Genomic DNA, 15,484 nt, shown 5'->3' on the forward strand with positions numbered 1-15,484 from the left:
GGCCTGGGCGGCAACACAGCCTCCGGCGCCACCGTGACACTCGATCCGAACGCGCAGATCGTAGTCACCGGCCGTAACGGCATTTCGCTTGGCAACAACGCGACCATCGCCATCAACAGTGGCGCCCAGGTCAGTGCGACGGTCAACACCGCCATCGCGGGACTCAACGGAGTGGGCGGCAACACGATCGATTTCGGCAGTAACAACACGGTGACCATTCAGCAGGGCGCAACTGTTTCAGCGAACGGTACGGCCAGCAACGCCGAGGCAATCAATACCGTGGGCTCCGGCAATGTCATCACCAACTCCGGAACGATCAGATCCGCGAACTCGTCAGCCATCTATTTCGATAATCTCAGCGGTTTGAACACCATAGACAACGAGGCCACGGGAGTCATCACGACCACGAGCGCATCGGGCAACGTCATTGGCTCATCGGGCAGCGCTGCTGTGCATTTCATCAACAAGGGGGCCGTCAAGGGTAATCTGGGTTTTGCCGGTGGCAATGACATACTCGACCTGTATACCGGGTCGACGATCACCGGTACCTTCAACGGCGGCGGCGGTACCAACGTCATCAATCTTTGGGGCACGGGTAGTCAGGGTCTGCCGGGCGCGATCCAGAACTTCCAGACGCTCAACAAGCAGGATACCGGCACGTGGACGCTGAGCGGTTCCATAGCCGGCGGCATGAAGGTCAACGTCAACCAGGGAACGCTGGTCCTCGACGGCAGCAATGCCGGCTTCACCGGATCTGTCACGGTAGCCGCGGCCGGCACGCTGGAGGGCGACTCCGATAGTCTTCCGCCGAGCGTCACGGACAACGGCCAGGTCCGCTTCGCCCAGACGGCCGACGGTACGTATGCGGGTGCGATCCAGGGTACGGGCGCGGTGACCAAGACGAACGGGGGAACACTGACGCTCACGGGAGCGAACACCTACAGCGGCGGGACCAGCTTCAACCAGGGCGCGGTGAAAGTCAGCACCGATGGTGCACTAGGCGCGGCGACCGGCTCGCTGACTTTCAACGGCGGCACGCTTCAGTTCGGCAACAGCTTCAATCTGGCGGCCTCGAGGGCGCTGACGCTCAACGCAGGCGGCGGCACGCTCGACACCCAGGCATTCAACACAACCGTCTCGCAAGCGATCGCCGGTAGCGGTTCGCTCACGAAGGCGGGCAGCGGTACGCTCACCCTGCTGGGGAGCAACGTCTACAGCGGGGGCACGACAATCAGCGCGGGTACCCTTCAGCTCGGAAACGGCGGGACAACCGGAAGCATCGTCGGCAACGTGAACAATAACGGCGCGCTGGTGTTCAACAGGTCCGACGCGTTGACGCTTGACGGGCTTCTCTCCGGTACGGGCACCGTCACCCAGTCGGGGAGCGGCACCACGATCCTGAGCGGCGCCAACAGCTACCAGGGCGCCACCAATGTGAATGCAGGTGCGCTCTACGTGAACGGCGATCAGTCGGCTGCAACCGGAGCTACCGCTGTAGCGAGCGGTGCCACGCTCGGAGGCAACGGCACCATCGGCGGCAATGTCACGGTCGCGGCCGGCGCAACCCTGTCGCCGGGCGCGCTGGGCGCTATACCAGGCACGCTGACCATCGGCGGCAATCTGAATCTCGCCGGCAACAGCAACCTGTCCTACAGTCTCGGACAAGCCGGTGTGGCCGGCGGTGCGTACAACGATCTCGTGAACGTGCAGGGCAATCTGGTTCTCGACGGCACGCTGAATGTGGTCACTTCGCCAGGCGGATCGTTCGATACGGGCATTTATCGCGTTTTCAATTACAACGGCACGTTAACCAATAACGGACTGAGCATCGGCACCATCCCGTCGCAGAACTTCTATCTGCAGACATCGGTGAACAACCAGATCAACCTGATCAATACGAATGGCCTCACTCTCCGGTACTGGGACGGTGCAGCGGGTCCCAAAAACGACCAGGTCGTCAACGGAGGCAACGGCACCTGGCAGAACGCGAGCGGTAACGACAACTGGACCGACCTCGCCGGTGCGGTGAACGCACCGTTCACCGATCGGGCCTTTGCGATTTTCGAAGCCGCGCCAGGTACGGTGACAGTCGACAACAGCCTCGGGCAGGTCAACGTGGGTGCGATGCAGTTCGCCAGCAACGGGTACGTCGTACAGGGGGAGAACCTGACGCTCGCCGGTACCGTCGCCGACCCTGGACACACGGAGATCCGCGTCGGCGACGGGGCATCCGACGGGGCCGCCGATTTCGCGACCATCAACGCGGTCCTGGTCGGCAACTCCACGCTCGTGAAAACAGACCTCGGCACGCTGGTACTGAACGGGGCGAACACCTATATCGGCGGCACGCAGTTCGACGGTGGCACGATACAGATATCTGCTGATCACAATCTGGGCGACGCCGCCGGCGCATTGACCTTCGATGGAGGCGGTCTGCGAACGACATCCAGCCTTGCCCTCAGCCGTGCGATCACGCTCGACGCTGGTGGTGGCACGCTCGCCCCGGACGCAGACACCACGCTGACGGTGAGTTCAGTCATTGGAGGCACCGGCTCGCTGACGCAGAACGGCGCCGGCAGCACGGTACTCACCAGCGACAGCACGTACGCAGGCGGCACCCGCATCAATACCGGCACGTTGCAACTGGGCAATGGAGGCACGACGGGCAGCATCGCGGGCAATGTGGCCAACAACGGCACGCTGGTGTTCGATCGCTCTGACGTCTCGTCTTTTACCGGTGCAATTTCCGGCACAGGAGGCGTGCGCCAGGCCGGCACCGGCACTACCGTACTGACTGCCGCAAATACCTACTCAGGAATCACGCAGGTCGACACCGGCGCACTGGCGATCGGCGATGCGGCGCATGCAGACGCCGCACTGGCAGGCGGTGCCGTGCAGGTGGCGAACGGCGCCACGCTGGGCGGGTACGGCAGCATCACCGGTAACGTAACGAACGACGGCACGATTGCGGTCGCGAATGCACTGCCGACCTTCGCGAGTAATGGAACCGGCAATTTCCGGATCAGCGGCAATCTGACCAATGCCGGACTCGTGCAGCTTGGGGGCAGCAGCATCGGCAACGCGCTGACAGTTGCGGGCAACTACGCCGGCCAGAACGCAACGATTGCATTGAACACGTTTCTAGCAGGCGACGGCGCGCCGTCGGACCGGCTGGTTGTCAGTGGAGGAACGGCGAGCGGTTCGAGCACGCTCAAGGTAACGAACGTCGGCGGGCCTGGTGCGCAGACGACAGGCGACGGCATCACGGTCGTACAGGCGACGAACGGTGCCACGACGGGCGCAGACACGTTCACGCTGGCGGGCGGCACCGTCAGCGCAGGCGCCTACGCGTACTACCTGGCGAAGGGCGGGACATCGGGCGGCACGGGCGAGAGCTGGTATCTGCGCAACACGGTTCCGTCGAAGCCCACCACCGGTACGGAGCCGCCGGTCGTCGCAGCGGACGGAACGCCGAAGCCGCTCGCGGAAGCGGTCGCCGATGCCGGTTCTTCGGGTGAGAGTCCCGTACCGGTTTATCGTCCCGAAGTGCCGTTGTATGCAGAGGCACCCGCCGTCGCACGACAGTTGGGATTACTGCAGATCGATACCTTCCACGATCGCCAGGGCGACCAGGGATTGCTGACCGAAACAGGTTCCGTGCCGGCATCGTGGGCGCGCGCATGGGGCGGTCACAGCAACATCAGTCAAGGGGGCGACGTCAAGCCGGCATTCGACGGCACCGTGTGGGGCACGCAGGTCGGCCAGGACATGTACGCGAACAGCGATGCGCGCGGCAACCGCAATCACTACGGTTTCTTGCTGGGTTTCTCGCACGCGGTCGGCGACGTCAGCGGCCTCGCACTGGGGCAGCCCGGTCTGGGTGTGGGATCGCTGCAGGTCAGCACGTACGACGCGGGCGGTTACTGGACGCACATCGGTTCGGGCGGGTGGTACACCGATGCAGTCGCGATGGGCAGCGTACTGAGCGTGCGCACGCACTCGAGCGGCGGATCGAATGCTTCCACGAATGGCGGCGCGTTTACCGGTTCGGTCGAAGCCGGACTACCCATCGCGCTGGGCTACGGATTGACGCTCGAGCCGCAGGCGCAACTGGTGTGGCAATGGCTGTCGCTGGATCGATTCAACGACGGAATCTCGGACGTCACGTGGAACAACGGGAATACTTTCCTGGCGCGGATCGGCGCACGGCTGCAACGGGCGTTCGACGTGGGCGGGGTCGCGTGGAAACCGTATCTTCGGTTGAACGTGCTACGGTCGTTCGGTGCCAATGACGCGACGACCTTCGGTGCGACCACGACACTCGATACCCACGTCGGGCAAACGGACGGGCAGATCGGTGCGGGCGTGACCGCTCAATTGACGAAGCGCGGCAGCGTGTATGCCGCGGTCAGTTACCTGACGAACCTCGGTGGCGAACACCAGCGCACGATTACCGGCAACGCCGGTGTGCGGTGGGCCTGGTAGGGTGTCGTCAAACGAAGACGCTGATCCGACGCAGCGTGAAGGCGGTGACGGGTGCGCCTTCGCGCGAAGGTTGTGGAGTGTCGAGCGAATTGAGTGGAAGCTGCGTCGCGTTGGGATGCTATGCGCGCTGTCGATGAACATCGTCAATCGCGACATAGCATCACGGACGCGTTTCACAGCCGGATGGATCGGGCTTCCCCCAATTCTCAATAAACCAGCTGCGTCCTCAAATCCCGCTTCACCGCCCGCGCAAACTGCCGGAACGCCGGATACTGCGCCGGTTCGATCAACGGTCCCGACGCGCTGAGCACGAGCGTGCGCGTCACCGTGATCGTCGATCCTTCGGTTCGATAAAGCGACGTGTAGCGGCCGAACGGCGACTCGATGTCGGCCGGCTTCGGCAGTTGCGGGATGCGGATGCCGTCCGGCAACGTGATCGCGGTCGTCTCGGCCAGGTGCTGAGCGACGAACGGTATCGCGAAGGTTCGCGTCTCCGGGCTGGCCACGTCGAACACCGCGCCGATGTTGCTGAAGCTGCCCAAACCGAGCGGCACGCGGATCGCGCCGGGCCCTGGAAACTGTGCGTAGTCGGGCAGCACGAACTGCGAGTCGTAGTCGAAAGGTTTGCTCAGATCCTGCACGTTGTCGTGACGATAGTCGCCGGTGCCGTCCTGGCCGGTCAGCGTGAGGATGCGAGCGGCGACCTGTGTTTCGAGGCCGGGCCGTATCGACGCGAACAGTTGTCGCGCGTACCAGTCGAACACGCCGGTGCTGTCGATGTGCGCGGTGCCGGTTGCGTTGCCGTCGCGGTCCAGCATGATGCGTGTCGTAACGGTCACGCGCGCGTTGTCCGGCGTCGCGAGCGGCAGACGTTCCACGCGCGCGCTGCCGGTGCCGTCGTCGGTGACGAGCGCCTGTTTGCCGAGCAACGTCGGCGGCAGGACGCCGAAGCGTGCGGTGCCGGTCGTCGAATCGACGAACAGCTTGAAAGCCGGCAGATACGTGATCGCGTGATCGAACACGCCGACCGGATCGGCCGCCGTCGGCAGCCAGTACGTGTTCCCGGCATTGACGAGCACCGGCGCACTGGCGATACCCTTCGCGGCCAGCAGCGCTTCGAGCAGCGCGACGTGATCCTTGCAGTCGCCGTAAGCCGCCGACAGGATCGTGTCCGCATCGTGCGGCACGACGCCGCCGAAGCCGAAGTAGATCGCCACGTAGCGGATGTGCGTGCTGACCCAGTCGTACAAAATCTCGGCCTGTTGACGTGGATCGCTTACGCCTTTGGTGAGTTGATCGGCGAGTGCCTGCACGGCGGGCGTCACCGCCGACTTCGGACGTGCGCGTTGCTGGTACGCGGCGGCGACGGCTGCAAAATCGGTAAACGAACTGATCGATACACGCGGGCTGTGATCGGCGACGCTGATGGAATCCAGTTCCGGCGCGCGGGCGGGGCGCTTCGTCAATGTCCATTGCCACTGCTGCATGTTCGCACCACCGGCATCGGTGCTGCCGACGCGACCGCCATCCAGATCGACCGCATCGACATGCAGCGGCAGTGCAGCCGGCGCGTGCACGGTAAGACGCATCGAATCGCGCGGAATACGGTCGGAGAAATATTCGGTCGCCGCGAACTGGCCGGGGAAGAGCGCCCGCTTCTGCGTGCGGCGATAGTGCAGCGTCAGCGTCGCGCCTACCGTCACGCCGGGGAACACCACGACTTTTACCTTGTTGTCGTCGAACATCGGCGCTTGCGCACCCTGTGCGCTCTGCTGCTCGAGGATCTGCCCGGGCGCGACGTCGATCCGTTTGCCGGCGGGTGTCGTCACATACGCTTCTTCGATGTCGAGCCGCTGCAGCGACGTGCTGTAGCTGAGCGAAACCTGTCCGTCTTCTTTCACGCCTTGCTCGGTCTCAATCCGGAACGACTCGGCGACCGTTTTAACGAAGGTGCCGTCGGCGTTGATCGTGTAATCGATGTCGTTGGACAGGCTCGTGATGTTTGGCTGCGACGTCGCAGCCTGCGCGTGGATACACAGGCCGACAAGACTCGTTACTCCAGCGACACACAGCTTCCGGAACATGGGCATGGCGATTTCACATTTAACTGCAGAGGGAAGGGAGATTTCTGCGCTGCGTCCATTCGATACAAGCGATGGACGCGCAAGTCTACCGCTATCGCTTTTTGCTGTGCGTCGTGAAACGTAATCCGCCGAATGCGGATCAGCGGCCACGCCGCTGTGAATGCAGTTCAACGCGTCCCGCCCGTAGCGCGTGCGCAATGTGGTCGATCGCATCGTGCGGCCTGGCATGTCCGCACATGAACGCATCCAGTGCGGCGAATCCGTGTTCGGGCCATGTGTGGATCGTGATGTGCGATTCCGCGAGCAGAACGACACCCGTTACGCCATGCTCGCCGCCGAAGTGTCTGAACGACGACGACAGCACCGTCGCACCCGCGAGACGCGCGGCTTCGACGAGCAAGGTCTCGAGCGCATCGGCGTCGCGCAACATCGACGGATCGACGTCGTGAAGATCGGCGAGTACATGAAGTCCGACCGCATCGGGCGGCTCGACCGCGCAAGACTCACGAAGCGATTCGGCGCGGCTCACTTGTGCGACCCATACGACGAATAACCGCCGCGCGCCGACGAGCCACCCCATCCGGAGCCGCCCAGACCCGGATGCATCGAACAGCTGAAAAGGACGACCACGACGATGCTATAGATCGCATACAGGACGTGTTTCATTTGTTCTGCCCCGAGCGGATCGACGAGTCGAACTTGCCGGCCAGCAGCGGCGGCAGCCAGATCGCCAGCAGCGGCAGAACAAGGATGATGAACCGGTCTTCGTCGAACACGACGTCGAGATTGAACACGGCCAGCATGATCGAGAACGCCCACGGCATGATGCCGAAGCCGCCGACCTTGCCGGGGCTACCGCTTGCGTCAAGTTTCCGGTTGGCGACTGCTGCGGCAAGACCGGTCGAGCCGGCCAGCTCCGGCTTGCCGAACTGCTCCGCGAGCGTGCTCGCCGGCACGCGCGTGGCCTGCGACCACACCAGTTCTTCGGCATTCGACTCGGAGGTCAGCCGGCTATTGGGTGTCCACTCGTAGTCGATAACAGTCACGCGGTCGCCGACCTTAGCCTGCCAGTTGAACGCACCGGCCGCGTAGACGATTTCCGACTGATACGGCTCACCCTTGCGATAGTTCCTGCCGCGGAAGCGGACATGCAATGCATCGGGTGTCGACGGCCATTCGTTGAGCACCTGCACGCGATCCCAGCCTTCGTCGCTATGCACGAGCCAGAGCAGTCCGTGTACCGCGTGATACAGCAGATACTCGTCCCATGTCCAGCCGTGTCCACTGTCGCGGCAGCGTGTCAGACCCAACACGGTGTATTTGACGGAGTCGAACGTGGCCGTATCGCCGAGCGCAAGCGCGGTCTTGACGCTGTCCACCTGGCGTTGCTTCGCGAACACCGCGGCCTCTTTACCCGAGCAATCGATGCCGGTGTGGCAGGTGCCGCACGTCACGTAGTCGGCCATACCCGCGACGAACGAGATCGACGCGCCGCAACCCGGACACGTGAACGGTACGGCGTCGCCGCGATATCGTCCCGCCGCTTCGCGAATTTCCGACTCGCTGCGCAGCCCCTGGCACGCAAGCTCTTCCAGTTCGATAGCCAAACCGCGATAGACGACAGGACGGCCTGCGCTGCCCACGTCGCTCACATCGCCCACGTCGGAATAATCGAGCGTCGCGAACGCATCGTTGAGCCGGCAGTCCGCGACTTTCGCGGTCCAGCCGTCGCCGACCCTGAACGGCAATTCCCCTTCGCCGCCGTTGCATTGCGCGGTGCGAATGTCCGATGCCTGGTACGTCAACTCGCCGAGGCGGACCGGCATGCCGGGCGTGAGTGCGCCGAACTCAGGAATCGTCGCCTGCGACGATAGCGCGTCGTCGCGCATCGTGACGACGTACTGGCCCGACGCATCGGACAGCCATGCGTCGGTGCCGTCGTGGCGGGACACGTACCACTCGTTCCAGTATCCGGCGCGGTAGCGCAACTGGATGCGGCCGATGACCGTGAACCCGACGCCCTGGTAAAGGCCGGTGACGCCGAGGCGGATCGGCGAGTAGTCTTCGAGCGCTTCGGTCATCGTGCCGATGCGCTCGAGTGCGTCCCCGTTCTTCAGAACTGTGCTGCGGCAGAACGAACACACCGCCATCACAGCCGCGGCGGACTTGAATTCGACGTCCGCGCCGCATTGCGGACAGGAGAATCGAAACATGAAGTAATCAGCCCGTCAGCTTCTTCAGGATTTCTGCTTTTGCCGCGTCGTATTCGTGCGGCTCGATCAGGTGCTGATCCAGCAGCGCCTTCAGCTGCGTGAGGCGCTGCGCGAAATCGACCGGGTCGCGCTCGACTGGGGCGGCTTCGGCCGGCGTGCTTGCCGGTGCTTGCGACTGTGTCGGCGCAGGCGTGGCAGCCGGAGAAGGATTCAGGCTTTGTGCCATCGTCTGCCCAAGGGCCGCACCTGCCGCCAGGCCCGCACCGACACCGGCAATCCCGCCTTCGTTCTGTGCGGCGAGCGGAATGGCCTGCGCGGTCTGGTACTTCGTGTAGTTGTTCAGATCGCCAACCATGCCCATCGAGATCCGCGTATCAAGCGTGCGTTGCAGTTCTTCGGGCAGCGACACGTTCTCGACGGCGAAGCGGTCGAGTGCGACGCCGTAGCGATCGAACGTCGGCGTGAGTTCAGCCACCATGCTTTCAGACAGCTTCATCTGGTTCGCCGCCATGTCGACGAACGGCACATCCGAATTGCCGAATGCCGCGCTCATCGACGCGACGACCAGATCGCGCAACTGCGCTTCGAGATCGTCGACGGTGAAGACGTCGCGCGTGCCGCTGATCTCGCGATAGAACTTGCCCGCATCGGCCAGCCGGTACGAGTAAATCCCGAACGCGCGCATGCGGACCATGCCGAAGTCCTTGTCGCGAATCGTGACCGGCTGCGGCGTGCCCCAGCGCCGGCCAAGCTGCAGCCGCGTGCTGAAAAAGTACACGTCCGACTTGAAAGGCGATTCGAAAAGTTTGTCCCAGTTTTTCAGGTAGGTGAGTACCGGGAGCGTGCGGGTGGTCAGTTGATAAAGTCCGGGGCCGAATACGTCCGCGACTTTGCCTTCATTCACGAAAACCGCCATCTGCGATTCGCGCACGGTGAGCTGCGCGCCGTAACGGATTTCGGCGTCGAGCATCGGATAACGCCAGGCGAGTACGCCTTCCGTATCTTCCGTCCACTGCAGAATATCGACGAACTGTTTGCGTAAAAACGATCCGAGACTCATCGCGATTCACCTTTTAAATAGCCGCCTACCTGTCCAATCGATTCAGCTCAGACACGCGGCATTCAGCACGCCGACCGTCAGCGATACTGCGCCCATCAATCCACCCATTGCGACATTGTTTTCTTCGATCGAGTGGTCCATACCGGGGAGGATACGAGTTAATACCGCGTGCGCGACCAGCTGCACGATCAGCGCGCCCACGGCCCATGCAACGACGATGGGTAAGGTGGAGTAGTGAACGATGCTGGAGGCCAGCGTGAGACTGAAGCCGAGCAGCGCACCGCCCAGCGATAACACCGCAGCGGTATTGCCCGCGCGGATCAATGCCAGTTCGTCGAAAGGCGTGACCTTGAGGTAAACTCCGGCGAATCCCGCGAGCAGAATAAAAGCCGAAATCAGATGGATTGCGTAAGAAAAAGCCTGGTCCATATGCGCCTCTCGTCCGCCTTATTAAAATTGACATCCCTTCGCGAATCCACCGCAATAATCGCCGGGCTGCCGCGATTTGCGCACAGTATATCCAGTGCGATGGTTTTCGCCCATCGGAGATTCGGTGCATAAACGCGCGCTGGTTCTATCCACTCTGGTCGTCGCATCCTGCGGGCTGGGTTACGAACTGATTAGCGGTGCACTGTCGAGTTATCTGCTCGGCGATTCGATCCTGCAGTTCTCGTCGGTGATCGGTTGTTATCTGTTCGCGATGGGGATCGGCTCGTGGCTGTCCCGATACATTGAAGACGAAGATGTGCTCGATCGTTTTGTCGATATCGAGCTGCTGGTCGGATTGCTGGGTGGTATTTCGGCGGCCGTGCTGTTTGCGGTGTTCGCGTGGGTGTCGGCGCCGTTCCGCGCGGCGCTCTACGCGTTCGTGCTCGCGCTCGGCATTCTGGTCGGGATGGAAATCCCGCTCGTGATGCGCGCGTTCCAGCAGCGTCACGAGGCGTTTCGCGACACCGTCAGCAACGTGCTGACGTTCGACTATCTCGGCTCGCTTGCGGTGTCGCTGATCTTTCCGCTCGTGCTGGCGCCGCGTCTCGGATTGCTGCGCACCGGTTTTCTGTTCGGTATTCTGAATGCGCTCGTCGCGCTCGGCACGACCTGGGTGTTCCGCGCGCAACTGAGCGCGGTCCCGCAGAAGGTGCTGCGCGCGACGCTGGTGATCGGTCTGCTCGCGTCGGGCTTCGTCACGTCGGAGCAACTGACGCACTGGGCCGAGCACGGCATCTTCGGCGACGAGATCGTTCACGCCGAGACCACGCCTTATCAGCGCATCGTCATCACACAGTGGCACGACGATATGCGGCTCTATCTGAACGGCAACCTGCAATTCTCGTCGCGCGACGAGCATCGCTACCACGAGGCGCTCATCCATCCGACTTTCGAAGCGCTGCCATGGGCGCGCAACGTGCTGGTGCTCGGCGGCGGCGATGGTCTCGCGGTGCGCGAAATTCTCAAGCACAAGAACATCGAGCACATCACGCTGGTCGATCTCGATCCGGCGATGACGAAGCTGTTCTCGACCTCCGCGCCGCTCGTCAAACTGAACCAGGGTTCGCTAAAAGACCCGCATGTCACCGTAATCAACGACGACGCGGTGCGCTGGCTCGAATCGAATGCGCAGGTGTTCGACGCGATCGTCGTCGATTTCCCCGATCCGACCAACTTCGGGCTCGGGCGTCTGTATTCGGTCCCGGTCTTCCGGCTGCTTGCGCGGCATCTGGCGGAACAGGGCTATGTCGTGATCCAGTCGACGTCGCCATACTTCGCGCCGCACGCGTTCTGGACGATCGCCGCGACGCTGCGCGAAGCCGGGCTCAATACGTGGCCGTATCACTGCTACGTGCCGTCGTTCGGCGACTGGGGTTTCCTGATCGCCGGCAAGCGTGCGGATTTCACGGTACCGACGCATTACTCGGTGCCGACCCGCTGGCTCGATCCGCAGACTGCCGCCGACATGTTCCACTTTCCGGCGGACATGCCCGCGTTGTCGATGCCGCCGAACCATCTCAACGACCAGCCGCTCGTCCGTTATTTCGACGACGACTGGAAGCACGTGTTGCGCTGATGGATCGCCGGACCTTTCTGCTGGCTTCTGCTTCGGTATCGCTGGCCGCGTGCGGCCGCAGCGGCTGGATCGAGACGACGCCGACCGTCAACTATCCGGGGATGCGCGAAGGACACGCGCTGCGCGATCACGCGACACTGCCGCCGCCAACGGCCACGCGCACGGTCGACGTCGCGATCGTCGGCGCGGGCGCTGCGGGTTTATCGTGCGCCTGGCAGCTCGCGCGGGCAGGGCATCGCGATTTCGTCGTGCTGTCCGGGCCGGAGTATGGCGGCAACGCGGCGGGCGGTACGTTCGGCGATCTCGGGTATCCGAAGGGCGCGCATTATCTGCCGCTGCCGTCGATGGAGTCGACGCATCTTCGCGACATGCTGGCCGACCTCGGCGTGATCGAGAGCGGTGCGTTTTCCGATCGTCCGACGTTCGACGAGCGCATCCTGATGCACGCGCCCGACGAACGGCTGTTCGTCAACGGCCGGTGGCAAGACGGCCTCGTTCCGTCCGCCGGCATCGCACATGCCGAAGTCGAGCAGCAGGCCCGCTTCTTCGCCTATACCGACGCGTTGCGTCAAGCGCACGGCAACGACGGCCGCAAGGTGTTCTGCATCCCGCTCGCGGAGAGTTCGATCGATCCGCAGTGGCGGGCACTCGACGCAATCAGCTTCCAGCGCTGGCTCGGCGATCACGGTTACACGGCGCCGTCATTGCTCTGGTATCTGAACTACTGCTGTCGCGACGACTACGGCGCGGGTTTCGATCGCGTGTCCGCTTGGGCCGGGCTGCATTATTTCGCCGCGCGTGGCGGACACGCGCGCAATGCAGCCGATGGCGCCGTGCTGACCTGGCCGGACGGATTGCATTCGATGGTGACGAAGCTCGGCGATTCGATCGGCGCACGCGTTGGACATGCGCAGTGGGCGCTCGACGGCTTCGCGACGCGCATCGAGGAGCGGGGCAACGGCGTCGACGTGACCTGCGCGCAATACGATGGCGCGAACCTGAAAACCTTCACTCTGCGCGCACGACGTGTGGTCTGCGCGATGCCGCTCTTCGTCGCCGCGCACGTGATGCCGCGCATCACCGACTACGGATTCGATGCCGCACGCGATCTGCAACCGCGCGCACCGTGGCTGGTATCGAACTTTCTGATGGACGGCATGCCGCGTGAACACGACGGTGTGCCGCTCGCGTGGGATAACGTCGTCTATCGAGGTCCGGGACTGGGCTACGTGGTGTCGACCCATCAGTTGATCCGGATGAGTCCGCCGCAGCGGTCGGTGTTTTCGGCGTACCAGGCGCTCGACACGAAATCGCCCGAGGACACGCGCCGCTGGCTCGCGCAGGCAGCCGCAAGCGATCTGCGCGAGCAGGCGGCGATCGATCTGCGGGAAGTCTACGGTCTGGACTTGTGGCGCCACGCGTCAGCACTCGAGATCACCGTGCGCGGACACGCGATGGCCACGCCGGCCCCTGGTTTCCTGTCGCACAAGGGCACGCTCGCGCTGCGCGACGTCGATGGGCCGGTGCGTTTTGCGCACGCGGACCTGTCGGGGATTTCGCTGTTTGAGGAAGCGTCGTACTGGGGGATGCGGGCAGCGGACGGGGTGGTGTAGTTAGCGGCCCGCGTCATCACGCACTAGCATCAACCTCCACCGCATCGCCCACACACAACGCCCGAATCTGCCGCGCGACCTCCTCATCGACCGGGTTGTAAACGATCATCCCAAGATCCGGCCGCCCGTCGACAGAAAACGCCGAGTACTCCAGCTCGATCGCCCCCAGCTTCGGATGCTGCAGACGCTTGACACCGTCTCCGTCGCGATGGTTCGGTATGTCGTTGTTGCGCCATAACGCGTCGAACTCCGGACTGGCCGCGGAGAGTTCGTTGACCAGTTCTCCCGCTTCCGACATCAGCCCCGCGCGCGCGACATCCGCTCTGAACGAGCCCACCACGAAACGCGCGATGTTGTCCCAGTCGTGCTGCTTCGCGCGAATCGCCGGGTCGAGAAACAGGAAGCGGAGGATGTTGCGCTGACCCGGCGGCAGCGCGCCGTAGTCGGTCAGCACGACAGCCGCCGCGCGATTCCACGCGACGACGTCCCAGGTCGCGGTCTTGATGATCGCGGCACTTGCACCGAGCGAGTCGAGCAGCCGTTGCAGACGAGGACTGACGCTGTCAGCCGGTCGCGAGCGAACCTCGGGAGGGCGCCCGAGCCCCAGCATGAACAGATGCTCGCGCTCCGCATCGGTCAGCATCAACGCGCCGCAGATCCGGTCCAGCACTTCCGCCGACGGCGCACCGCCGCGTCCCTGTTCGAGCCACGTGTACCAGGTCGGGCTGATGTTCGCACGCTGCGCGACCTCTTCGCGGCGCAATCCGGGCGTGCGTCTGCGACCGGAAAATCCAAAGCTCGCGGGATCGAGCCGCGTGCGGCGGCTTCTCAGAAAATCGCCAAGCGATCGGACGCTATCTACCGGCATGATGACCCTGTTAGTCGCTTTACCATGATGAACTCACTACTTTAACTGGATAACAAATCAACGGATAGTGAGCCCGTGACGATCACGGAGAGACTTCACCATGCGTATTTTTCTGACGGGCGCGACCGGCTTCATCGGCTCGGCCCTTGTTCCTGAACTCATCGCTGCCGGCCATCAGGTCGTCGGTATGACGCGGTCCGACGCGGGCGCGCAGGCGCTCGCCGATGCCGGCGCCGAAGTGCATCGCGGCACGCTCGAAGACCTGGACAGCGTGCGCAGCGGCGCCGCGAAAGCCGACGCGGTTATCCATGCGGCCTTCGATCACGACTTCACGAGATTCGTCGAGAACTGCGAGAAGGACCGGCGCGTGATCGGCGCGCTCGGTTCCGTGCTCACGGGTTCCGATCGACCGCTCGTCATCACGTCGGGCACCGGAATGGGCAGCGGCCAGCACGGCGAACCGGCGCGCGAGGACGTGTTCAATACGAGCCATCCGAATCCGCGCATCGCGTCCGAACTGGCCGGACGTGAGCTGCTGGACACGGGCATCAACGTGTCGGTGGTGCGGCTGCCGCAGGTTCACAATCCATTCAGGCAAGGGCTCATCTCGCCGCTGATCGATATCGCGCGTGCAAAGGGCGTCGTGGCCTACGTCGGCGACGGACAGAACCGCTGGCCCGCAGGGCATCTTTCCGACGCTGCGCGCCTGTACCGGCTCGCAGTGGAAGCAGGCGAGCGGGGCGCGCGTTTTCATGCGGTCGGCGAGGAAGGCATCAGCAGTCGCGAGATCAGCGAGTCGCTGGGCCGGGGGCTGAAATTGCCGGTGGTTTCGATCGCGCCGGAGCAGGCGGCCGAGCATTTCGGGTGGATGGGGATGTTCGTCAGTCTGGACATGCTGGCTTCGAGTGCGTGGACGCAGGAGCGACTGGGCTGGCATCCGACCGGGCCGACGTTGATTGCCGATCTCGATGAGGCGCGCTACGCCGGTTAGCGTTAGCGGTCGCTGCATCCGATGCGATGGATGCAGCGACCGGGACGACTCCATACTGCGTCCGATGTGACGACGATGACGTCCCCACCATTTACTGCGCGACGT

At 63.5% G+C, this 15,484-nt stretch carries 11 protein-coding genes; 4 read left to right on the forward strand and 7 right to left on the reverse strand.

The window, feature by feature from the left end:
- Positions 1–33 precede the first annotated feature (33 nt).
- Positions 34–4,485, forward strand: a complete 4,452-nt coding sequence (locus E1748_RS01590; RefSeq protein ID WP_166653490.1) for an autotransporter outer membrane beta-barrel domain-containing protein — start codon at positions 34–36, stop codon at positions 4,483–4,485.
- A 206-nt stretch (positions 4,486–4,691) separates the two neighbouring features.
- On the opposite strand, the gene E1748_RS01595 is transcribed toward E1748_RS01590, so the two are convergent.
- The 6 genes from E1748_RS01595 to E1748_RS01615 form a co-directional block, all read right to left on the reverse strand.
- Complete coding sequence (locus E1748_RS01595) at positions 4,692–6,575, reverse strand: DUF3857 domain-containing protein (protein WP_240766230.1); 1,884 nt, start codon at positions 6,573–6,575, stop codon at positions 4,692–4,694.
- 133 nt (positions 6,576–6,708) lie between these two features.
- Positions 6,709–7,098 carry an adenosylmethionine decarboxylase gene (gene speD, locus E1748_RS01600; RefSeq protein ID WP_240766235.1) on the reverse strand — a complete coding sequence of 130 codons (390 nt, stop codon included), beginning with the start codon at positions 7,096–7,098 and terminating at the stop codon, positions 6,709–6,711.
- The gene (locus tag E1748_RS31400; protein ID WP_166653491.1) at positions 7,095–7,235 is read right to left on the reverse strand and encodes a hypothetical protein; all 141 of its coding nucleotides are present in this window, start codon (positions 7,233–7,235) and stop codon (positions 7,095–7,097) included. The genes speD and E1748_RS31400 overlap by 4 nt, the downstream gene beginning before the upstream one ends.
- Positions 7,232–8,782, reverse strand: a complete 1,551-nt coding sequence (locus E1748_RS01605; protein ID WP_133645407.1) for a DUF4178 domain-containing protein — start codon at positions 8,780–8,782, stop codon at positions 7,232–7,234. The genes E1748_RS31400 and E1748_RS01605 overlap by 4 nt, the downstream gene beginning before the upstream one ends.
- Positions 8,783–8,789: 7 nt before the next feature.
- Positions 8,790–9,842 carry an SPFH domain-containing protein gene (locus tag E1748_RS01610; RefSeq protein WP_133645408.1) on the reverse strand — a complete coding sequence of 351 codons (1,053 nt, stop codon included), beginning with the start codon at positions 9,840–9,842 and terminating at the stop codon, positions 8,790–8,792.
- A 42-nt stretch (positions 9,843–9,884) separates the two neighbouring features.
- Positions 9,885–10,271, reverse strand: coding sequence for a DUF350 domain-containing protein (locus E1748_RS01615; RefSeq protein WP_133645409.1), 387 nt, complete (start codon positions 10,269–10,271; stop codon positions 9,885–9,887).
- A gap of 124 nt (positions 10,272–10,395) precedes the next feature.
- On the opposite strand from E1748_RS01615, the gene E1748_RS01620 reads away from it, so the two are divergent.
- Together E1748_RS01620 and E1748_RS01625 are read left to right on the forward strand one after the other, a co-directional pair.
- Positions 10,396–11,907 carry a polyamine aminopropyltransferase gene (locus tag E1748_RS01620; RefSeq protein ID WP_133645410.1) on the forward strand — a complete coding sequence of 504 codons (1,512 nt, stop codon included), beginning with the start codon at positions 10,396–10,398 and terminating at the stop codon, positions 11,905–11,907.
- Entirely contained in the window at positions 11,907–13,520 is a 1,614-nt protein-coding gene (locus tag E1748_RS01625; RefSeq protein ID WP_133645411.1) for an FAD-dependent oxidoreductase, read from the forward strand. The genes E1748_RS01620 and E1748_RS01625 overlap by 1 nt, the downstream gene beginning before the upstream one ends.
- Before the next feature lie 16 nt (positions 13,521–13,536).
- Here E1748_RS01625 and E1748_RS01630 read toward each other — a convergent pair whose 3' ends face one another.
- Positions 13,537–14,388: a helix-turn-helix transcriptional regulator gene (locus E1748_RS01630; protein ID WP_133645412.1), complete on the reverse strand. Its 852-nt coding sequence runs from the start codon at positions 14,386–14,388 to the stop codon at positions 13,537–13,539.
- A 100-nt stretch (positions 14,389–14,488) separates the two neighbouring features.
- Between E1748_RS01630 and E1748_RS01635 the strand changes: the two genes are divergently transcribed.
- Positions 14,489–15,379 carry an SDR family oxidoreductase gene (locus tag E1748_RS01635; protein WP_133645413.1) on the forward strand — a complete coding sequence of 297 codons (891 nt, stop codon included), beginning with the start codon at positions 14,489–14,491 and terminating at the stop codon, positions 15,377–15,379.
- Positions 15,380–15,484 lie beyond the last annotated feature (105 nt).

Source organism: Paraburkholderia flava, assembly GCF_004359985.1.
Lineage (GTDB): Bacteria > Pseudomonadota > Gammaproteobacteria > Burkholderiales > Burkholderiaceae > Paraburkholderia > Paraburkholderia flava.